The sequence below is a fragment of the Thauera carbonicopians genome (assembly GCF_025699485.1).
GTDB lineage: Bacteria > Pseudomonadota > Gammaproteobacteria > Burkholderiales > Rhodocyclaceae > Thauera.
This window is the reverse complement of the sequence record NZ_JANUXN010000017.1, coordinates 33,982-53,505: the sequence shown is the minus strand read 5'-3', so window position 1 is coordinate 53,505 and position 19,524 is coordinate 33,982. Positions and strand designations below refer to the sequence as shown.

Here is a 19,524-nt window from a genome sequence, read left to right as displayed (position 1 = left end):
GTTCTCTCTCCCAATGATCTTCAGTAACCCATCATTCGTGGCAGCCACAGGCTGATCGCCGGGAAGAAGGCGATCACGAACAGGGCCAGGGTCTGCGCAAAGACGAAGGGCGGCACGCGGGCAACGATTTCCTCGACGGTCGATCCGCCGATCCCCGAGGCGACGAAGATGTTCTCGCCCAGCGGCGGCGTCATGAAGCCGATCGACAGCGCGCAGATGACGACGATACCGACGTGGGTCGGGTCCGCACCGAGCATGTACATCATCGGCAGCAGCACCGGCACCAGGATCATGATCGCCGCCAGCGTTTCCATGAACATGCCGAAGAACAGCAGGAACAGGATCAGGATGGTCCAGATCAGGTACATGTTCTCGGTCAGGCTCAGCAGCGAGGCCGCGACCGTGGCCGGAATCTGCTGCTCGACCATCAGCCGGCCGAACACCGTGGCGGCGAACAGGATCAGCAGCACGCGGCCGGTGATCCAGGTGGTGGTGCGCAGCGAGATCAGCACTTTCGAGAACTTCAGTTCGCGGTGCAGGAAGAAGCCGACGAACAGCGTGTAGAAGATCGCCACGATGGCCGATTCGGTCGGCGTGAACATGCCGGTGTAGATGCCGCCGAGGATCACCAGTGGTGCCAGCAACGACCACACGCCGCGGCGCACGGCCAGGCCGATGTCCTCGAACGACCATTTTTCGGTCAGGCCGCGGTAGCCGCGCTTCTTCGAGATGACATAGTTCATCAGGATCAGGCTGACGGCCATGATCAGGCCCGGGATCACGCCGGCGACGAAGAGCTTGGGAATCGACAGCGTGTCGAACTCGCCGAACTTCGCCACCGCCTCGGCCGGCGGCACCAGGCCCAGTCCCGAGATGCCGAAGATGACCATCGGAATCGACGGCGGCAGGATGATGCCCAGCCCGCCGGAAGCCGCCGTCACCGCCGAGGCGTAGCTCTTCTCGTAGTTGCGCTTGGCCATCGCCGGAATCATCAGCATGCCGACCGCGGCGGTCGTCGCCGGACCCGAGCCCGAGATCGAGCCGAAGAACAGGCAGGCCAGCACCGTGGCGGCGCCCAGCCCGCCGGTGATCGGCCCGGCCAGGGCTTCGGCGAGATCGACCAGGCGTTTGGAGATGCCGGCCGCTTCCATCAGCGCCCCGGCCAGCACGAAGGCCGGCAGGGCCATCAGCGGAAAACTGCCGACCGAGGTGAAGGCGATCTGCACGAAGGCGATCGGGTTCTTGTCCAGCGCCAGAAAGGCGACCATCGCCGAACCGGCGAGCGCCACCGTGATCGGCGCGCCCAGCAGCATCAGGCCCAGGAAGCCGCCGAACAGAATGGGGATCAGATATTCTTCCATTGTTTTGTCTCCTCCGCGTGGCGGCAATCAGCCTTTCTGGGCTCTCACGGCAGCCACCCGCTTGATGTTCTCGATTTCCTTCGCTTCCGGATCGAGGATCTCGACGCCCTTGACCAGGCTCAGGTAGTTGTTCCACAGGATGCGGATCGACATCAGCACGAAGACGACCGGCAGGATCATGTAGAAGTACTTCATCGGCAGGCCGATGGTCTGCGACTTCCAGAACAGGTTCATGCGGTTGAAGACGAAGTCGTAGCTCAACCAGGCCATGTAGAGGTTGAAACCCACCCACAGCAGATCGGCGATCGCCTCGCTGACCTTCTTGACGATCGGCGGGAAGTAGCGGAAGTGGAAGGACACCCGGTTGTGCGCCGACATCTTGGCGGCGACCACGGCGCCGAGATAGGCGAACCAGACGAACATGTAGGTCGCCAGTTCCTCGCCCCACGGGATGGTGTAGCCCCAGAACTGGCGCAACAGGATCTGCACGAAGAGCAGCACGACGAAGAACGCCAGCAGCACTTCACAAAAGTACTCTTCGATGTTTGCAAAGAAATTGACGATGACGCGCTTGGCGGACACGGCGGACTCTCCCTGTCTGTTGCACCTCGGGCGCGCCTCGCCGGGCCGCTGCAGGCAGCGGCCCTGTGGCGGCGAAGGCGCCGTGCAGGTACGGGTTGGGATTGGAGATGCGGAGGGGTTTCCCCCGCGGACCCGGAGGCGACCGGCACCGTCGGTGCGCCGGCCACCTCCCGCATGCGGGGGCCCGGCGGGATCAGCGGCCCAGTGCCTTCAGCGTGGCATCGAGCTTGTCCTTGCCGCCGATGCTCTTGTGGAACTTCGGCCACACGGTGGTCGTGGCCTTCTCGATCCACTCCTTCTCGCCATCGGCCGGATCGGAGATTTCCATGCCCTTCGCCGCCAGGTCGGCGCGGATCTTTTCCTCGGATTCGAGCAGGAAGCGGTAGCTGTGCTCGGTTGCCTCGCGGCCGGCTTCCAGGATCGCCTGCTGCACATCCGGCTTCTGCGACTGGAACACCTGCTCGCTGACGATCAGCGGCTCGAGCGAGAACAGGTAGCGGATGTTGGTGATGTACTTCTGCACCTCGTTGAACTTCATCGCCGACACGGTGATGTAGGGATTGTCCTGGCCATCCACCACGCGCTGCTGCAGCGCGGTGAAGGTTTCGGACCAGGCCATCGGCGTCGGGTTGATGCCCCAGGCCTGGTAGGTGGCGATCATGATCTCGTTCTTCGGCACGCGGACCACCACGCCCTTGAGATCGTCCAGGGTCTTGATCGGGCGCTTGGAATTGGTCAGTACGCGAAAGCCCGAGTAGGACCAGCCGATGATGCGCACGCCGGCATCGCGGATGGTGTTCTCGGCCAGTTCCTTGCCGATGTCGCCCTGCGTCAGCAGCTTCGCCTCCTCGGCGCTCTGGATCACGTAGGGCAGCGTCAGCACGCCGACCGTCGGCGAGAAGGGCGTGATGTTGTTGATTGCGACGATGGAGAAGTCCAGCACCCCCATGCCGGCGTTGTTCACCGTGTCCTGCTCGTCGCCGAGCTGGCCGTTGGGGAAGAGGTCGACCTTGTGCTTGCCGCCGGTCTTGTCGCTGAAGCTCTTGGCGAAGCTGGTGCCGAGCTCCCACTGGGTGCCGCCGGCGGCATCGCCGATCGCCATCTTGAAGGTCGCGGCCATGGTCGCGGGCGCGGCCATCATCAGGCTGGCGGCGGCCAGTACGGGCATCAGTACGGTCTTGCGGATGTTCATGATTGTCTCCTCGGGCACTTGAAGTGGCCTTATAGGTTTGAAAAGGTGCTGCAAACTCGACTGCTCATGCAAAGCGGGCTCCGGGGCATGCGGGCACCCCTGTCGTCCCGTCGTCGTTGTTGTCTTCGCGGGCGCTCCTCAGAGGACCTCGTCCTTCAGGTGGTACCAGCGGTACAGCCACCACTGGCCGAAACGGCGGAAAGGCGCAAACATCTCGGCTTCGACCATTTCGCGCACGTTCGGGAAAGGCAGCCTGGACTTGAAGATCGGCAGCTCCAGCTCCCGGCCGCGGCCCGCGATCCACTGCGCCAGCCGGCGTCCGGCCTGGGCCGAATACATCACGCCGTTGCCGCCGTAGCCCAGCGCGTAATAGATCGTCTGCGCCGGATCGGGCTGATAGATGCGCGGCATCATGTCGTGGCTGACATCCACCCAGCCCCACCACGAGTAGTCGATCTGGATGCCTTCCAGCGCCGGGAACTTGCGGTGCAGGTCGCGGACCAGGAAGTCCTCGTACTTCTTCTGCGGCGCATCCATGCCGGAGATGGCGCTGCGGCTGCCGATCTGCACGCGGTTGTCGGGCATCAGCCGGTAGTAATGGCGCAGCACGCGCGTATCGGTGATGACCTGGGTGGTGCGGAAGTTGCACGCCTCGATCTCGGCCGCCGTCAACGGACGCGTGACGATGGAGTTCGACAGGATGGGCAGCAGCCGGTTCTTCAGCTCCGGATGCAGGCTGTTCGAGGTGTAGCCGCCGGTGGCGATGCCCACCGCGCGGGCGCGCACGATGCCGCCCGGCGTGCGCAGGTGATGCACGCCGTTGCGCGTCTCCCAGCCCTGCACCGGGCTGGCCGGATGTACCGTGGCGCCCAGTGCGCGCGCCTTGCGGAGGTAGCCGAAGGCGAGCTTGCCGGCGTGGATGCCGATGCCTTCCGGCTCGTGCATGGCGCCGCAGGCTTCCTTGTCGTCGACGTACTCGCGCTTGACCGTCTCGGCGTCGAGGATACGGGCGTTGTAGCCGAAGGTCTCGCGTAGCAGGCGGGCTTCCTTCTCCAGCACCGGCATCACCTTGTCGCGGTGGGCGATGTACAGGTGGCCACCGGGCTGCGGATCGCAGTCGATGTCCTTGATCAGCTCCTTGAAGTTCTCCATGCCATCGAGACACTCCTGGTGCATCTTCTTCGCCGTGTCCAGGCCCCAGCGCTCGATCCATTGCGAACGCTTCAGACGCCCGGAAGCGCATTGCGCCTGGCCGCCGTTGCGCACGCTGCAGCCCCAGGCGCTGCGGTTGGCTTCCAGCACCGTGGCCTTGATGCCGTACTCCTGGGCCAGGAAGATCGCCGTGGTCAGGCCGGTGAAGCCGGAACCGATGATGGCAACGTCGACGTCGATGTCGCGGGTGATCGGGCCATCGTCCTCCGGCGGTTCGCCGGCGGTGCCGATCCAGTAGGTCGGCGCGTAGTCGCGCCCATGCCCGGGCGTGGGCGATACCAGCGGGTCGTAGGCCGGATCGTAGGGCGCCGACGGCGCCGTGGCCCGCCCCGCTCCGCCAGATTGATTGAAGGCTGCTGCATCCATGTTCGGACTCCGTATCGGTGAGGGCCGTATCCGAATCAGGCGGCGGCGACCGGCGGACGATCCTTGCGGTAGGCGTTCTTCACCGCGATCTTGCCGTTGTGGAAAGTGAAGACATCGACCATGCGCGCCTCGATCCGCGTGCCGTCGGCCTTGGTGCCGGAGAAGGTGGATTCGCTGACGCCGCGGTCGCCGGCAATGAAGTGGTCGGCGTCGAGCCAGGCCGCATCCGGGAAGGTCTGCCAGGCGAGCTGGAAGCCTTCGCGCACCGCGTCGCGGCCGACGAAGCTGCGGCCGAGCAGGTCGGGGCCGGCCACGGCATGGAAGGAGCAGTCGTCGGCCATGAAGCTCATCAGGGCGTCGATGTCGTGGCGGTTCCAGGCATCGCTGAAGGCTTGCAGGAACTCGACGGTAGGCTGGGTCATGGGGGTCTCCTTTATCTTGGCTCGTCTGTTGTCGGTCGCCGCCGGCGCCGGGCCGCAGCGGTGTCGAGGCTCAAGATTAGAAAACCGTCGAAGATCTGCGTAGAACCAGTTGGCAACAATCGTTTGGGCCAGCAGAACCGCTCAGGCCCGGCCGGCTGGCTCCAGGCGCTGGAAAGCCGTGGCGAGCCGACGGATGCCGGCTTCGACGTCGCCGGCGGAGATGGACGAGAAGCCCAGGCGGAAGCAGTTGGCCGGCGGCGGCTCGACGTTGAAGAACACGCTGCCCGGCTCGATCAGCACCCCCTCGGCTTCGGCTTCGCGCGCCAGCTCGGCGGCATCGAGCCAGGCCGGGCCTTCGACCCAGCAGGCCGAGCCGCCCGACACCGGCCGGTAGCGGAACTCCGGCAGATGGCGGTCGAGCGCCTGCATCAGGGATGCCGCACGCTCGTGGTGCGCCGCCGACAGCCGGCGCAGCAGGGCGTCGTGATGGCCGAGCGACAGGAACAGCGCGAAGGCGCGCTGCATGAAGGCGGTCGGGTGGCGCAGGTTGAGGCGGCGGATGCCGCGGATCTCGCGGATCAGTTCGGCCGGACCGACGATGTAGCCGATGCGCAGGCCGGGTGCGAGGCTCTTCGACAGGCTGCCGACGTAGATCACGCGGTCGTGCCGGTCCAGGCTCTTCAGTGCCGGCACCGGCTCGCCCTCGAACGGATTCTCGCTGTCGTAGTCGTCCTCGATCAGGACGAAATCCGCCTCCTCGGCCATGTCCAGCAGGGCTTCGCGCCGCGCCACCGGCATCGTCACCGTGGTCGGGCACTGGTGGCTGGGCGTGACGTAGACGTAGTCGCAGGTCCGCAGCAAGGCATTCGCGACCAGGCCGTCGGCATCGACGTCGAGGTCGACGATGCGCGAACTGCGGCTGCTGAAGATGTTGCGCGCATCGGGATAGCCGGGATTCTCGATGCCCACCGGCGTGTCCGTGCCCACCAGCAGGTCGGCGAGCAGATAGAGCGCCTGCTGCGCACCGACGGTGACGACGATCTCGTCGTCCGAGGCCCACACGCCGCGGCGCGGCAGCACGCGGGTGCGGATCTGGCGCACCAGCGATTCGTCGTCGCGCAGGATGCGGTCCTGCGCCCACTCGCCGATCTCCAGCGCGCTCAGCGTCTTCATGCAGCACTCGCGCCAGTCCGAGGTCGGGAACAGCGAGGGATCGAACTGGCCGTACAGGAAGGGATAGGGATAGCTCTGCCAGTCGGCACGCTTGGCGATGTTGCGCTGCAGGGACGGGCGGAAGCGGAAGCGCCGGCCCCACTCCGGCGAGCGCGCACTCGGCGTGGGCGCCGTTTCGGCCGGCGGCGGCGTGGCGCCGGCGGGCTGCGCCCGCCCTTCGAGCATCGCCGGATTGACGAAATGCCCCTTGCGCTCGTGCGATACCAGATAGCCTTCGTCGGCCAGCTGCTGGTAGGCGATGACCACGGTGTTGCGGGCAACGCCCAGTTGCGCCGACAGTTCGCGGCTGGACGGTATCGGTGCATCGAGCGGCAGCTGGCCATCGAGGATGGCGCTCACCAGCATTTCGCGGATCTGCCCCTGCAAGCTCAAACCCGGAGACGTCGAACGCTGGAAGAACTGCTGCCACATCGTACCGGTCAGTTTGACGCTCATCGCCGGAATCATTCCTTTCGATCGTGTCCGGGCGCGGCCCAGCAAGAATTGCTGCCGCCCCTCGGTAAAGCGCTTTTACCTTGGAGGCGGCCCTGCGGCAAAAAGATCATCAGCCTCCACGCTCCGCCGCTACGCGGGTCGCAAGAGGGCCAGCTTTGCACAGCCGGCCCGTTCCGCAGGCGCGGAGCAGTGCTCCGCGAAACCCCTGCTCCACCCCCCGAGGGGGCGCTTTTTGCCTCGGGACGGCCCGGCGGCAAAAAAGAAGAGGCGCGAGGGTATCACTCCCGGAAACGTTTGGGGTGCGGGCTCAGGCCGCCTTGCCGAGCGGGGAAATCATGCCGGTGGCCGGCGACGATGCTTCCGCCATGTAGAGCTTGCGCGGCATGCGCCCAGCGAGGAAGGCCTCGCGCCCGGCGCGCACCGCATGGCGCATCGCGCCCGCCATCAGCACCGGATCGCGCGCATGGGCGATGGCGGAATTCATCAGCACCGCGTCGCAGCCCAGCTCCATCGCGATCGCCGCATCCGAGGCCGTGCCGACGCCGGCATCGACCAGCACCGGCACCTTGGCGTTGTCGATGATCAGGCGCAGGTTCCAGGGGTTCAGGATGCCCATGCCCGAGCCGATGATCGAGGCCAGCGGCATCACCGCGACGCAGCCGATGTCTTCGAGCATGCGGGCCTGGATCGGATCGTCGGAACAATAGACCATGACGTCGAAGCCTTCGTTCACCAGCGTCCGCGCCGCCTTCAGCGTCTCGGGCATGTTGGGGTAGAGGTTGTTCGGGTCGCCCAGCACTTCGAGCTTGACCAGCGCGTGGCCATCGAGCAGTTCGCGCGCCAGGCGCAAGGTGCGCACCGCATCCTCGGCGGTGTAGCAGCCGGCGGTATTCGGCAGATAGGTGTAGCGCGACGGCGGCAGGTAGTCGAGCAGGCTCGGCTCGCCCGCGCTCTGGCCGATATTGGTGCGGCGGATGGCGACGGTGACGATCTCCGCCCCGCTCGCCTCCATCGCCAGCCGCGTTTCGTCGAAATCCTTGTACTTGCCGGTACCCACCAGCAGGCGGGACGTGTAGGGCCTGCCGGCGATGATCAAGGGATCCTGCATGTCTGTTGTCTCCTCTTTCTGCTTGTCGTGCCGGCCCGCAGCCGGCGGCCGGACTCAGCCGCCGCCGACGGCGGCGATCACTTCCAGCGAATCGCCGTCATGGAGCAGGATCTCGCCATGCTCCGCTCGCGGCACGATGTGTCCGTTGCGCTCGACCGCCACCCGCTTGCCGGCGAGCCCCATGTAGTCGAGCATGTCGCGCACCGTCAGGCGGTGCTTCAGGGTCTGGGTCTGGCCGTTGAACGTCACTGTCAGCATCGCCGTCACACCGTCCTGCAGATGGCCGCTGCGCCGCCGTGGGCGAACGAGGCGGAAAGTTTTTCGGGGGCAGTCATGGGGGTCTCCGTGGGGACTCAGGCCGGCAGCAGGCGCATCAGCATCACGATGGCCATCATGTAGAAGGCGATGAACAGGGTTTCGCTCGACAGCAGCGCGATCGGCTTCCAGCCCAGCGCGGCCAGCTTCTCGAACGAGGTCTTGACGCCCAGTGCGGAGATCGAAATCACCAGGCACCAGCGCGACACGTCCGAACTCACCTCGACCACCTGGGCCGGAATCCAGCCCAGGCTATTGACCACCACCAGCGCGGCGAAGGCGATCAGGAAGAAGGGCAGCAGCGGCGCCTTCTTGCCGCCGGCCGCCTGGGCGGACTGGGCGCGGAAGCCGAACGCGAGCACCATCACCACCGGCACCAGCATGGCGACGCGGAACATCTTCGCCAGCGTCGCCGCATCGCCGACCGCTGGCGAGATCATGAAGGCGGCCCCGACCACCTGGGCGACGTCGTGGATCGAGCCGCCGAGGAACATGCCGGCCTCGCCCACCGAAAGCCCGCCGGCGGACACCACCAGCGGATAGAGGATCATCGCCGCGGTTGAGAAAGTCGCCACACCGATCGCCGTCAGCAGGGTGTAGTGCTCGTTCTCCTTGGTCTGCGGCAGCGTGGCGGAGATCGCCATCGCCGCCGAGATGCCGCAGATGCCGGTCGCGCCGCCCGAGATCAGGCCGAGCATGGAAGGCAGGCCGAGCATGCGCGCCATCAGCATGCCAAAGCCGATCGTCAGCACGACCGCGCCGGCCAGCGCGCCGACACCGGCCAGGCCGAGGTCGGCGACGTCACTGAAGGCGATGCGCGCGCCCAGCAGGGCGACGCCGATGCGCACCAGCTTCTTCGCCGAGAACTCGATCCCGGGAATGCACTTGTCGTTGTCCGAGAGGAAATGGAAGGCGATGCCGAGCAGCAGCGCGTACAGGAATTTGGGGCCGCCGTAGTGATCGGAGACGAAGGCGGCGGTAATCGCGATCACCGTGCACAGCATGAAGCCGGGCAGCAGCTTGCGCGCGTCGGCGAACATCGAGGCAGGCATGGCATTGGTCTGGGCGGTCATGATGCAAAGGCGCGCGAGCGCGCTCGTCCCTCTGTGCGTGGTCCGGGGGGAAAATACCCCGCCCTTTCGGGCGGGGCCTGTTTCACGGCGCGTTGCCGCTCAGACGTAGTCCTTGTACTTGTCGAGGAAGCGCACCGGCTTGGAGAGCGCATCGCGGCGGAACGGATCGCCCAGCTCGCGCGTGCACATGATCTCGATGATCGTCGTCTTGCCGTGGTTCATCTGCAGATCGATCGCCTTCTTCAGCGCCGGACCCACGTCCTCCAGCCGATCCACCGTGATCCCTTCCGCGCCCATCGCCCGCGCAATCTCCGCAAAGCTCTGGTTGTCCAGCTCGCCCGCGACGAAACGACGGTTGTAGAAGTCCACCTGGTTCTTCTTCTCCGCGCCCCACTGCCGATTATGGAACACCACCGCCGTCACCGGGATGTTGTGCCGCACGCAGGTCATCGTCTCCATCAGGCTCATGCCCCACGCACCGTCGCCCGCGTACGACACCGCCGGACGGTGCGGCGCCGCCGCCTTCGCGCCGATGATCGTCGGGAACGCGTAGCCGCAGTTGCCGAAGCTCATCGCCGCAAAGAAGCTCCGCGGCTTCTCGAAGCGCAGGTAGCTGTTGGCCACCGAGTTGATGTTGCCGATGTCCGTCGACACCATCACGTCTTCCGGCATCGCCTTTTCCAGCTCGCGCAGCACCTGGCGCGGATGCAGGTATTCACCGCCCGAGAACGGCTTTTCCTTCGCGTTCTCTTCGATCATGTCCAGGCTGAACGGGTCGCGCTCGTGCGTCCATTCGTCCAGCTCCTTTTCCCACGCCGCCTTCTCGGCTGCCACCCTGGCCGCGCGCTCGGCCTTGGTCGCGTCGCAATCGAGCGTGCGGCCGGCCAGCCGCTGCGTCAGCGCCACCGCCGCCGCCTTGGCGTCGCCGCAGATGCCCACCGAGATCTTCTTCACCAGACCCAGCATTTTGTTGTCCGCGTCGATCTGGATGATCTTGGCGTTCTTCGGCCAGTAGTCCATGCCGTGCTGCGGCAGCGTGCCGAACGGCCCCAGCCGCGAACCCAGCGCCACCACCACGTCGGCCTGGCTCATCAGCTTCATCGCCGCCTTCGAGCCCTGGTAGCCCAGCGGGCCGCACCACAGCGGGTGGCTCGCCGGGAACGAGTCGTTGTGCAGGTAGCTGTTGACCACCGGCGCGCCCAGACGCTCGGCCAGCGCCTTGCATTCCTCGACCGCGTCGGCCATCACCACGCCGCCGCCCGAGATGATCACCGGGAACTTCGCCTTCGCCAGCAGCTCGGCCGCTTCGTTCAGGCTCTGCTCGCCGCCCGCGCCGCGTTCCAGGCGCTGCGGCTTCGGAATCTCGCAGGTGATCTCGCCGTAGAAGTAGTCGCGCGGGATGTTCAGCTGCGTCGGGCCCATCTCGCTCATCGCACGGTCGAAGCAGCGCCCGGTGTACTCGGCCATCCGCGCCGGGTGCGTGACGTGGCCCTGGTACTTCGTGAACTCCTGGAACATCGGCAGCTGCTTGCATTCCTGGAAGCCGCCCAGCCCCATCGTCATCGTCCCCGTCTCCGGCGTGATGATCACCACCGGGCTGTGCGCCCAGTACGCCGCGCCGATCGCCGTCACGCAGTTGCTGATCCCCGGGCCGTTCTGACCGATCACCACGCCGTGACGGCCCGACACCCGCGAGTAGCCGTCGGCCATGTGGCCCGCGCCCTGCTCGTGCACCACCGGAATCAGACGGATCCCCGCCGGCGCGAAGATGTCCATCGCGTCCATGAACGCCGAACCCATGATCCCGAACATGTCGGTCACACCGTTCGACACCAGGGTCTCGACGAACGCCTCCGACGGCGTCATCTTGGTCGGACCGCTCGGAATCGTGCGGCCATCGGAAAGAGTGTGCGGCTGGCTCATGGGTAGCGTCTCCGTCAATGTTCTTGGATATAAATAAAACGATACATTAAGTTCCGATAAACGAAACTTGATCGGAACTCTAGTGCCAGACGCACATGGCGTCAAGCATGAAAAACAAAAATCGGAACTTTATGTACAAATTTCCGGAACTAAAATAAGATTGCCTGACCCCCACACATGCGCGCTCCGGCCCGCGGCATCGCAAGCCGGACCGGCACGTGCAAAAAAGGAAGCAAGGAGACAGAGGTGACGGAATTCGTCCTGCAAAGCCCCGACCACATGGTGTCGGTGCGCGAGGTGTTCGGAATCGATACCGATCTGAAGGTGCCTGCCTTCGCCGAGCGCGAAGACCACGTGCCGGACATCGACGACGCCTACCGCTTCAACCCCGACGTCACGCTGGCGATTCTGGCCGGCTTCAGCCGCGACCGCCGGGTGATGGTGCAAGGCCTGCACGGCACCGGCAAATCCACCCACATCGAGCAGGTCGCGGCGCGGCTGAACTGGCCCTGCGTGCGGGTGAACCTCGACGGCCACATCAGCCGCCTCGATCTCGTCGGCAAGGACGCCATCGTGCTGCGCGACGGCCTGCAGGTGACCGAATTCCAGGAAGGCATCGTGCCGTGGGCGCTGCAGCGCCCGGTGGCGCTGATCTTCGACGAATACGACGCCGGCCGGCCGGACGTGATGTTCGTGATCCAGCGCATCCTGGAGCGCGACGGCAAGTTCACCCTGCTCGACCAGAACCGGGTGATCCACCCCCACCCCTGGTTCCGCCTGTTCGCCACCTCCAACACCGTCGGCCTGGGCAACCTGTCGGGCATGTACCACGGCACCCAGGTGCTGAACCATGCCCAGATCGACCGCTGGAACATCGTCGCCACGCTGAACTACCTGCCACACGACGAGGAGATGGCGATCGTGCTGGCACGCGTGCCGGCCAAGAACGACGACAGAGGCCGCAAGCTGATCTCGGCGATGGTCACGGTCGCCGAACTGACCCGCAAGGGCTTCGCCGCCGGCGACCTGTCGACGCTGATGTCGCCGCGCACCGTGATCACCTGGGCGGAGAACTGCGAGATCTTCCGCGACCCGGCGCTGGCCTTCCGGCTGTCCTTCCTCAACAAGTGCGACGAGGCCGAGCGCCCGATCGTGGCCGAGTACTACCAGCGCTGCTTCGGCACCGAACTGGACGAATCCTGGATGCGCGCACCCGGAGCGCAGTGATGTCCAGCGCCCAGCAAAAGGCGAGGCGCCAGCAGCGCGTCGAGGAACTGTGCGCCGCCACGCTGCGCGCGCTGACCGGCGACCGCCGGCTGCACTACCGCGGCCGCCGCCTGTACGCCGGCGAGCGGCCGCTGGCCATGCACGCGCCGCACCTGCGCGTCGATGCCGGCGAAAGCGGCTTCGGCGACTGCCGTGCCGCGGCCGACGGCATGGCGCTGCGCCTGCTCCACTCCGACCCCGCGCTGCACCGCAGCCTGTGCCCCACCGACCCGGTCGAGCGCCTGGTGTTCGAGCTGCTCGAGCAGTTGCGGGTCGAGACTTTCGTGCCCGCGGACATGGCCGGCATGGCCGACAATCTGCATCGCCGCTTCGAGAGCTGGTCGCTGGCCTTCTACCGCTCGGGGCTGACCGACAGCACGCTGGGCATGCTGCTGTACACCGTGGCGCAGATGTGCTGGTCGCGCCTGACCAGCTTGCGCGTGCTGGAGGAAACCGAGGACTACATCGAGAGCATGCGCTTCTCGCTGGCCGGCGAACTGGGCACGCACCTGGCGGGCCTGCGCCGCAGCCGTGCCGACCAGCGCGCCTTCGCCGTCCATGCGCTCGCCATCGCCGCCATCGTCGGCGAGCGCGTGCGCGCCGAGCAGGCCGCCGCCGCGGACACCGACGGCAGCGACGAAAATGACGACGAGACGCTGCGCGAATTCGCCCTGCTGCTCGATTTCGACCAGGACGGCGATGACGGCGACGGCATCGCCGCCGCCACGACCGGCACCAGCAAGGTCTTCGACGAGGCCGAGCATGCCTATCGGGTGTTCACCACCCGCTTCGACAGCGAAGTCGCCGCCGCCGGCCTGGTGCGCAAGGCCTTGCTGCGCGAACTGCGCGAGCGGCTCGACAAGCGCATCGCCGAACAAGGCCTCAACCTCGCCCGCCTGGCGCGCATGCTGGGCGCGGCACTGGCCGAACCCCGGCACGACGGCTGGCTGTTCGGCGAGGAAGAAGGCCGGGTCGATGGCCGCCGGCTGGCACAGCTGATCAGTTCCCCCACCGAGCGCCGCCTGTTCCGCCAGGATCGCCTGCGCCCCCACGCCGACTGCGTGGTCGCCTTCCTGGTCGATTGCTCGGGCTCGATGAAGGCCCACATCGAAGCGGTGGCGGTGATGCTGGACGTGCTACTGCGCGCGCTGGAAATGACCGGCGCGCGCACCGAGCTGCTCGGCTTCACCACCTCTGCGTGGAATGGCGGCCGCGCCTGGCGGGAATGGCTCGCCCAGGGCCGCCCGCCGCGACCCGGCCGGCTCAACGAGGTCTGCCACATGGTGTTCAAGGACGCCGACCGCAACTGGCGGCGGGCACGCACCGATGTCGCCGCGCTGCTGAAGGCCGACCTGTTCCGCGAAGGCATCGACGGCGAGGCGGTGGACTGGGCCTGCAACCGCCTGCTGGCGCGCGGCGAACGCCGCCGCATCCTGGTGGTGATCTCGGACGGCTGCCCGGCCGACAGCGCCACCAGTCTCGCCAACGACGCCTTCTACCTCGACAACCATCTGAAGGACGTGGTCGCGCGGCGCACGCAGCAGGGCGCGGTCGAGATCATCGGCCTGGGCGTCGGCCTCGACCTGAGCCCCTTCTACCGGCGCTGCCTGGCCACCGACATGAGCCAGGCGCTGGACAACACACTGTTCTTCGAGATTGCCCAGATGCTCGGCGGCCGTCTGCACGGCGCCCGCCGGAACCCGTAGCGCGCCGGCCCGCGCGCAGCTTTCCGTGCCGGCCAGGCGGCGCGGCATTCGACAGGAGAAAACGCATGGCAAGGAAACGTCTGGCCGTCCAGCTCGGCCTGGGCACCTCGATCCGCAGCCGGAACTATACCCAGGCCGCGGCCCGCGCGATCCGCGACGCGCTGTGGCACAACTCGCTCAACCTCGCCGACGCCTTCGGCTTTCCGCGCGAGGCGATGCAGATCGACGTGGAACTGGGCGTGCCCTGCCCGGAAGCGGTGGATTGCGCCGCGCTGCTGCCGATCTTTCCCTATGGGCAGGTGACGATCCGCGTATCCAGAGGCGGCCTGGAAGTCGCCAAACCCGATGGCAGCAGCAGTTCCGTGATGGTCAATGCGGCGCTGGTCGTCTACTTCGACATGGAGCAAAGCCATGACTGAAAAGCGCATCATCCTCGAAATGGGAAGCGGCAACGATCTCTACGGCGGCGACTACACCAAGGCGGCCTGCCGCGCGGTGCAGGACGCCCTGCACCATTCCTCGCTCGTGCTGCTGCGATCGCTCGGCTACGACCACCTCGACATGCGCGTCGAAGTGACGATCGGCGTGCAGGCGCCGGAAAAGGTCGATACCGCCGCCGTCGCCGCCACACTGCCGCGCGGCCGCGCCGAAGTGAAGGCGGTGTTCGGCGGGCTCGACGTCCATGATCCCGAAGCCGACACCACCCACATCGTCGCCACCGCGGCGATCGCCGCCTTCTTGCCGATCGAAGCCGGCGCCTGGCGGCTCAGTGCCGCCGCCGAACGCTGAGGCCGCTATTCCGTGGCGAACCCGGGCCGGGATTGCCCGGGTTCGAATGCCCCGTATTCAGGCCACCCGCGCCGACAGTCCGAACTTTCCCTCGGCCTTGTGCCGCTGCTGCGCAGTGCGCACCGAAGCCGGTGCCGCGGCATCGGCCCGCTGCGCCAGCAGCGCCTCGTCCTCGGCACCAAGCCGCAGGCCAAGCACTTCGAGCCGCGCCAGCACGGCCTCGATTTCCCACGGCGCGGCCAGCACGCGCTTCTTGCCGTCGTTGAAGCGCACGTGCAGCCAGTAGGCGTCGACGTCCGGCGCGTGCCGCAGGTACAGGCATTCGACTTCCTGCGGCGAGGCTTCGATGCGCGACATGGCGTCCTGCTTCTTGGCCCGCCCCCTGAACCAGGCGAGCGTCAGCACCGCAAGCAGGGCGATGAAAGCGAACAGGGTCTCGGACATCGGAATCTCCTCTCGAAAACGGCACCGGGCAAAAACCCCGGTGGACGGCCAGCGCATGCGTTGATGTTTCGAGAGAATAGTGATCTCGATGTTTTTTGGCACCCCTATCTATAAAACCAATAGTTATAAGCAGCTCGGGTGCGCAAAAGCGCCAGGCCGACGGCCCCCTGCCCGTGGCCGCAGTCAGCGCAGCATCGAGCTCACGGCATTAAAGACCAGGCCGCCACCGATTACGATCAGCACGCCGAAGGCGATGCGCCGCATCGTGATCGCCGAGAACGGCGGCGGATAGCGGCGCCCGGCCAGCGTCGCCAGGGTCACCAGCGGCACGGTGAAGGCGACCAGCACCCAGACTTCCTGGGTGAAGGTGCCCTGGGTGCCGGCGAAGATGGTGCGCACCCCGGACGTGAAGGCGAAGGTCAGCAACAGCATGTTGCGGATCGTCTCCAGGCTGAAGGGCTGGCGGTAGAAGTGGAAGATTACCGGCGGGCCGGCCATGCCGAACAGGCCGCCGAACAGGCCGGAGAAAAAGCCGCTGACGAAGAAACTGCCCCTGGACGAGCGCTCGCTCAGCGGCGTGGGCCGCAGCATGAAGACGATGCCGCTGTAGATGATCGTGATGCCGAGCAGGAATTCGAGCAGCAGCGCCGCAGCAGCGCTCAGATACTCGAGCAGCAGCACCCCGCAGACCACCGAGGGCACCACGCCGAGCAGCACGGCGCGTGATGCCGGCCAGTCGATGTGGTGCAGCTTGCCCGGCAGCGCCACCGCGCTGTTGACCAGCGTCACCAGGCTGATGAGGACGGCCACCATGGTGATCGGCGCCAGCCCGAAACCGCTGGTGATGCCCATGACGATCATCCCCAGCCCGAATCCGGTCACGGTCTGGAAATAGGTGCCGACGGCGATGACGCCCAGCAGGGCGGCGGTGGTTTCGATGTCCATGTCAGTGCGCGGCGCCGCGCTCAGCCTCCGGCCTTCGCCGCAACGTCGTGTGCCTGCACCACCGTGACGGCGATGACGTGGAACACGTCCTCCGAACTGCAGCCGCGCGACAGGTCGTTGGCCGGCTTGGCGAGCCCTTGCAGCAAGGGTCCGATCGCCACCGCGCCACCGACGCGCTCGGCCAGCTTGTAGCCGATGTTGCCCGCTTCCAGGTTGGGGAAGATGAGCACGTTGGCCCTGCCCTTGACCTGGGACTCGGGCAGCTTGCGATTGGCGATCTCGGCGACGATCGCGGCGTCGAGCTGCACGTCGCCGTCGATGGCCAGCCCCGGGCGCATCGCCTTGACCCGGTCGGCGGCGGTCGTCACCTTGTCGACCGCCGCATGCTTGGCGCTGCCGCTGGTCGAGAACGACAGCATCGCCACCCGCGGCTCCTCGCCGAGCAGGTTGCGCGCGCTGTCGGCGGCCGCCATCGCGATCTCGGACAGTTCTTCCGCATTTGGCTCGACCACCAGGCCGCAGTCGGAGAAGATCAGGCCGCCCTTCAGGCTGTGAAAGGGCTCGCACATCATCATCAGGAAGAAGCTCGACACCAGCTTGAACGACGGATCGGTGCCAATCACCTGGATCGCGGTGCGCACGACGTCGGCCGTGGTATGCACCGCGCCGGCCACCGAACCGTCGGCATCACCGGCGCGCACCATCAGATTGGCGAAGACCAGCGGCTTCAGCACTTCCTGCTGCGCCTGGGCGAGCGTCATGCCCTTCTTCTCGCGCAGGCGGAACAGGGTTTCGGCATAGCCGGCGGCAAGCGGCGAATCCGCCGGATCGATCAGCGTCATGCCGCCGAGGTCGATGGCCTCGTCCTCGGCCAGTTGGGTGATCCGCTGCCGTTGGCCGACGAGCAGGATGTGCGCCGTGCCTTCGCGCGTGGCGCGCAGCGCGGCCTGCAGCACGCGCGGGTCGTCGCCCTCGCACAGCACGATGCGCCCGGGCTTGGCACGGGCACGGTCGATGATCCGGTTGATCGCTTTCATGTTTCGGCATCCTCATGGCCGCCGTGTCCGGCGGCACATCGAAAAAGGCACAAAAAAAGCCGGCATCACAGCCCCACAAGCGTGCGATGCCGGCCAATCTCAATCCGATCAGGGGAGAGGGGTCGGAATTGAGGGAGGGTAAATCCACCCCCGCCGTTCTCAGGCGGGGCCTGTTTCACGGCGCGTTGCCGCTCAGACGTAATCCTTGTACTTGTCGAGGAAGCGCACCGGCTTGGAGAGCGCATCGCGGCGGAACGGATCGCCCAGCTCGCGCGTGCACATGATCTCGATGATCGTCGTCTTGCCGTGGTTCATCTGCAGATCGATCGCCTTCTTCAGCGCCGGACCCACGTCCTCCAGCCGATCCACCGTGATCCCTTCCGCGCCCATCGCCCGCGCAATCTCCGCAAAGCTCTGGTTGTCCAGCTCGCCCGCGACGAAACGACGGTTGTAGAAGTCCACCTGGTTCTTCTTCTCCGCGCCCCACTGCCGATTATGGAACACCACCGCCGTCACCGGGATGTTGTGCCGCACGCAGGTCATCGTCTCCATCAGGCTCATGCCCCACGCACCGTCGCCCGCGTACGACACCGCCGGACGGTGCGGCGCCGCCGCCTTCGCGCCGATGATCGTCGGGAACGCGTAGCCGCAGTTGCCGAAGCTCATCGCCGCAAAGAAGCTCCGCGGCTTCTCGAAGCGCAGGTAGCTGTTGGCCACCGAGTTGATGTTGCCGATGTCCGTCGACACCATCACGTCTTCCGGCATCGCCTTTTCCAGCTCGCGCAGCACCTGGCGCGGATGCAGGTATTCACCGCCCGAGAACGGCTTTTCCTTCGCGTTCTCTTCGATCATGTCCAGGCTGAACGGGTCGCGCTCGTGCGTCCATTCGTCCAGCTCCTTTTCCCACGCCGCCTTCTCGGCTGCCACCCTGGCCGCGCGCTCGGCCTTGGTCGCGTCGCAATCGAGCGTGCGGCCGGCCAGCCGCTGCGTCAGCGCCACCGCCGCCGCCTTGGCGTCGCCGCAGATGCCCACCGAGATCTTCTTCACCAGACCCAGCATTTTGTTGTCCGCGTCGATCTGGATGATCTTGGCGTTCTTCGGCCAGTAGTCCATGCCGTGCTGCGGCAGCGTGCCGAACGGCCCCAGCCGCGAACCCAGCGCCACCACCACGTCGGCCTGGCTCATCAGCTTCATCGCCGCCTTCGAGCCCTGGTAGCCCAGCGGGCCGCACCACAGCGGGTGGCTCGCCGGGAACGAGTCGTTGTGCAGGTAGCTGTTGACCACCGGCGCGCCCAGACGCTCGGCCAGCGCCTTGCATTCCTCGACCGCGTCGGCCATCACCACGCCGCCGCCCGAGATGATCACCGGGAACTTCGCCTTCGCCAGCAGCTCGGCCGCTTCGTTCAGGCTCTGCTCGCCGCCCGCGCCGCGTTCCAGGCGCTGCGGCTTCGGAATCTCGCAGGTGATCTCGCCGTAGAAGTAGTCGCGCGGGATGTTCAGCTGCGTCGGGCCCATCTCGCTCATCGCACGGTCGAAGCAGCGCCCGGTGTACTCGGCCATCCGCGCCGGGTGCGTGACGTGGCCCTGGTACTTCGTGAACTCCTGGAACATCGGCAGCTGCTTGCATTCCTGGAAGCCGCCCAGCCCCATCGTCATCGTCCCCGTCTCCGGCGTGATGATCACCACCGGGCTGTGCGCCCAGTACGCCGCGCCGATCGCCGTCACGCAGTTGCTGATCCCCGGGCCGTTCTGACCGATCACCACGCCGTGACGGCCCGACACCCGCGAGTAGCCGTCGGCCATGTGGCCCGCGCCCTGCTCGTGCACCACCGGAATCAGACGGATCCCCGCCGGCGCGAAGATGTCCATCGCGTCCATGAACGCCGAACCCATGATCCCGAACATGTCGGTCACACCGTTCGACACCAGGGTCTCGACGAACGCCTCCGACGGCGTCATCTTGGTCGGACCGCTCGGAATCGTGCGGCCATCGGAAAGAGTGTGCGGCTGGCTCATGGGTAGCGTCTCCTCAGTCTATTTATCAAACAAAACGGAACGAAAAATTCCGATATATTGAATACAAGCACACTCTAGTGCTGCGACGTTGCGCAGTCA

At 66.3% G+C, this 19,524-nt stretch carries 18 protein-coding genes; 4 read left to right on the top strand and 14 right to left on the bottom strand.

Going from position 1 to position 19,524, the window contains the following annotated elements; all coding sequences use genetic code 11:
* Window positions 1–20 precede the first annotated feature (20 nt).
* The 10 genes from NX068_RS17245 to xsc (NX068_RS17200) form a co-directional block, all read right to left on the bottom strand.
* Window positions 21–1,361 carry a TRAP transporter large permease gene (locus tag NX068_RS17245; protein ID WP_263462498.1) on the bottom strand — a complete coding sequence of 447 codons (1,341 nt, stop codon included), beginning with the start codon at window positions 1,359–1,361 and terminating at the stop codon, window positions 21–23.
* Between the two features lie 27 nt (window positions 1,362–1,388).
* The gene (locus NX068_RS17240) at window positions 1,389–1,943 is read right to left on the bottom strand and encodes a TRAP transporter small permease (RefSeq protein ID WP_263462497.1); all 555 of its coding nucleotides are present in this window, start codon (window positions 1,941–1,943) and stop codon (window positions 1,389–1,391) included.
* Between the two features lie 193 nt (window positions 1,944–2,136).
* Window positions 2,137–3,135: a TRAP transporter substrate-binding protein gene (locus tag NX068_RS17235; RefSeq protein ID WP_263462496.1), complete on the bottom strand. Its 999-nt coding sequence runs from the start codon at window positions 3,133–3,135 to the stop codon at window positions 2,137–2,139.
* Window positions 3,136–3,273: 138 nt separating this feature from the next.
* Window positions 3,274–4,713 (bottom strand): NAD(P)/FAD-dependent oxidoreductase, encoded by a 1,440-nt coding sequence (locus NX068_RS17230; RefSeq protein WP_263462495.1) that lies wholly within the window; start codon window positions 4,711–4,713, stop codon window positions 3,274–3,276.
* A 35-nt stretch (window positions 4,714–4,748) separates the two neighbouring features.
* Complete coding sequence (locus tag NX068_RS17225; RefSeq protein WP_263462494.1) at window positions 4,749–5,135, bottom strand: nuclear transport factor 2 family protein; 387 nt, start codon at window positions 5,133–5,135, stop codon at window positions 4,749–4,751.
* A 141-nt stretch (window positions 5,136–5,276) separates the two neighbouring features.
* Window positions 5,277–6,803, bottom strand: a complete 1,527-nt coding sequence (pdxR, locus tag NX068_RS17220; protein WP_263462493.1) for a MocR-like pyridoxine biosynthesis transcription factor PdxR — start codon at window positions 6,801–6,803, stop codon at window positions 5,277–5,279.
* Between the two features lie 307 nt (window positions 6,804–7,110).
* Window positions 7,111–7,911, bottom strand: coding sequence for a thiazole synthase (locus NX068_RS17215; protein WP_263462492.1), 801 nt, complete (start codon window positions 7,909–7,911; stop codon window positions 7,111–7,113).
* A gap of 54 nt (window positions 7,912–7,965) precedes the next feature.
* Window positions 7,966–8,169, bottom strand: a complete 204-nt coding sequence (gene thiS / locus NX068_RS17210) for a sulfur carrier protein ThiS (protein ID WP_263462491.1) — start codon at window positions 8,167–8,169, stop codon at window positions 7,966–7,968.
* A 95-nt stretch (window positions 8,170–8,264) separates the two neighbouring features.
* Window positions 8,265–9,299 (bottom strand): YeiH family protein, encoded by a 1,035-nt coding sequence (locus NX068_RS17205; RefSeq protein WP_263462490.1) that lies wholly within the window; start codon window positions 9,297–9,299, stop codon window positions 8,265–8,267.
* Window positions 9,300–9,398: 99 nt separating this feature from the next.
* Window positions 9,399–11,222, bottom strand: coding sequence for a sulfoacetaldehyde acetyltransferase (gene xsc / locus NX068_RS17200; protein ID WP_263462482.1), 1,824 nt, complete (start codon window positions 11,220–11,222; stop codon window positions 9,399–9,401).
* Window positions 11,223–11,468: 246 nt separating this feature from the next.
* On the opposite strand from xsc (NX068_RS17200), the gene NX068_RS17195 reads away from it, so the two are divergent.
* The 4 genes from NX068_RS17195 to NX068_RS17180 all read left to right on the top strand — a co-directional run bounded on the left by NX068_RS17195 (window position 11,469) and on the right by NX068_RS17180 (window position 14,983).
* Window positions 11,469–12,449: an AAA family ATPase gene (locus NX068_RS17195; RefSeq protein WP_263462489.1), complete on the top strand. Its 981-nt coding sequence runs from the start codon at window positions 11,469–11,471 to the stop codon at window positions 12,447–12,449.
* Window positions 12,449–14,194, top strand: a complete 1,746-nt coding sequence (locus tag NX068_RS17190; protein WP_263462488.1) for a cobaltochelatase CobT-related protein — start codon at window positions 12,449–12,451, stop codon at window positions 14,192–14,194. The genes NX068_RS17195 and NX068_RS17190 overlap by 1 nt, the downstream gene beginning before the upstream one ends.
* Window positions 14,195–14,259: 65 nt before the next feature.
* The gene (locus NX068_RS17185) at window positions 14,260–14,613 is read left to right on the top strand and encodes a Lin0512 family protein (protein WP_263462487.1); all 354 of its coding nucleotides are present in this window, start codon (window positions 14,260–14,262) and stop codon (window positions 14,611–14,613) included.
* The gene (locus NX068_RS17180) at window positions 14,606–14,983 is read left to right on the top strand and encodes a Lin0512 family protein (protein ID WP_263462486.1); all 378 of its coding nucleotides are present in this window, start codon (window positions 14,606–14,608) and stop codon (window positions 14,981–14,983) included. Before NX068_RS17185 ends, NX068_RS17180 begins: the two co-directional genes overlap by 8 nt.
* 57 nt (window positions 14,984–15,040) lie before the next feature.
* Here the strand turns inward: NX068_RS17180 and NX068_RS17175 are convergent, their stop codons facing one another.
* The 4 genes from NX068_RS17175 to xsc (NX068_RS17160) form a co-directional block, all read right to left on the bottom strand.
* A complete protein-coding gene (locus NX068_RS17175; protein WP_263462485.1) occupies window positions 15,041–15,427 on the bottom strand; it encodes a hypothetical protein in 387 nt (128 codons plus the stop codon).
* Between the two features lie 183 nt (window positions 15,428–15,610).
* Window positions 15,611–16,372, bottom strand: coding sequence for a TSUP family transporter (locus NX068_RS17170; RefSeq protein ID WP_263462484.1), 762 nt, complete (start codon window positions 16,370–16,372; stop codon window positions 15,611–15,613).
* 20 nt (window positions 16,373–16,392) lie between these two features.
* Window positions 16,393–17,409: a phosphate acetyltransferase gene (gene pta, locus NX068_RS17165; RefSeq protein ID WP_263462483.1), complete on the bottom strand. Its 1,017-nt coding sequence runs from the start codon at window positions 17,407–17,409 to the stop codon at window positions 16,393–16,395.
* A 192-nt stretch (window positions 17,410–17,601) separates the two neighbouring features.
* Window positions 17,602–19,425 (bottom strand): sulfoacetaldehyde acetyltransferase, encoded by a 1,824-nt coding sequence (xsc, locus tag NX068_RS17160; RefSeq protein ID WP_263462482.1) that lies wholly within the window; start codon window positions 19,423–19,425, stop codon window positions 17,602–17,604.
* Between the last annotated feature and the right edge of the window lie 99 nt (window positions 19,426–19,524).

Excerpts from the sequence above, each read along its gene's own strand:
- xsc (WP_263462482.1), bottom strand. The coding sequence starts at position 11,222 with ATGAGCCAGCCGCACACTCTTTCCGATGGCCGCACGATTCCGAGCGGT.
- NX068_RS17170 (WP_263462484.1), bottom strand. The coding sequence starts at position 16,372 with ATGGACATCGAAACCACCGCCGCCCTGCTGGGCGTCATCGCCGTCGGC.
- NX068_RS17180 (WP_263462486.1), top strand. The coding sequence starts at position 14,606 with ATGACTGAAAAGCGCATCATCCTCGAAATGGGAAGCGGCAACGATCTC.
- thiS (WP_263462491.1), bottom strand. The coding sequence starts at position 8,169 with ATGCTGACAGTGACGTTCAACGGCCAGACCCAGACCCTGAAGCACCGC.
- NX068_RS17245 (WP_263462498.1), bottom strand. The coding sequence starts at position 1,361 with ATGGAAGAATATCTGATCCCCATTCTGTTCGGCGGCTTCCTGGGCCTG.
- NX068_RS17205 (WP_263462490.1), bottom strand. The coding sequence starts at position 9,299 with ATGACCGCCCAGACCAATGCCATGCCTGCCTCGATGTTCGCCGACGCG.
- NX068_RS17225 (WP_263462494.1), bottom strand. The coding sequence starts at position 5,135 with ATGACCCAGCCTACCGTCGAGTTCCTGCAAGCCTTCAGCGATGCCTGG.
- NX068_RS17215 (WP_263462492.1), bottom strand. The coding sequence starts at position 7,911 with ATGCAGGATCCCTTGATCATCGCCGGCAGGCCCTACACGTCCCGCCTG.
- pdxR (WP_263462493.1), bottom strand. The coding sequence starts at position 6,803 with ATGAGCGTCAAACTGACCGGTACGATGTGGCAGCAGTTCTTCCAGCGT.
- pta (WP_263462483.1), bottom strand. The coding sequence starts at position 17,409 with ATGAAAGCGATCAACCGGATCATCGACCGTGCCCGTGCCAAGCCCGGG.
- xsc (WP_263462482.1), bottom strand. The coding sequence starts at position 19,425 with ATGAGCCAGCCGCACACTCTTTCCGATGGCCGCACGATTCCGAGCGGT.
- NX068_RS17235 (WP_263462496.1), bottom strand. The coding sequence starts at position 3,135 with ATGAACATCCGCAAGACCGTACTGATGCCCGTACTGGCCGCCGCCAGC.
- NX068_RS17185 (WP_263462487.1), top strand. The coding sequence starts at position 14,260 with ATGGCAAGGAAACGTCTGGCCGTCCAGCTCGGCCTGGGCACCTCGATC.
- NX068_RS17175 (WP_263462485.1), bottom strand. The coding sequence starts at position 15,427 with ATGTCCGAGACCCTGTTCGCTTTCATCGCCCTGCTTGCGGTGCTGACG.
- NX068_RS17190 (WP_263462488.1), top strand. The coding sequence starts at position 12,449 with ATGTCCAGCGCCCAGCAAAAGGCGAGGCGCCAGCAGCGCGTCGAGGAA.
- NX068_RS17230 (WP_263462495.1), bottom strand. The coding sequence starts at position 4,713 with ATGGATGCAGCAGCCTTCAATCAATCTGGCGGAGCGGGGCGGGCCACG.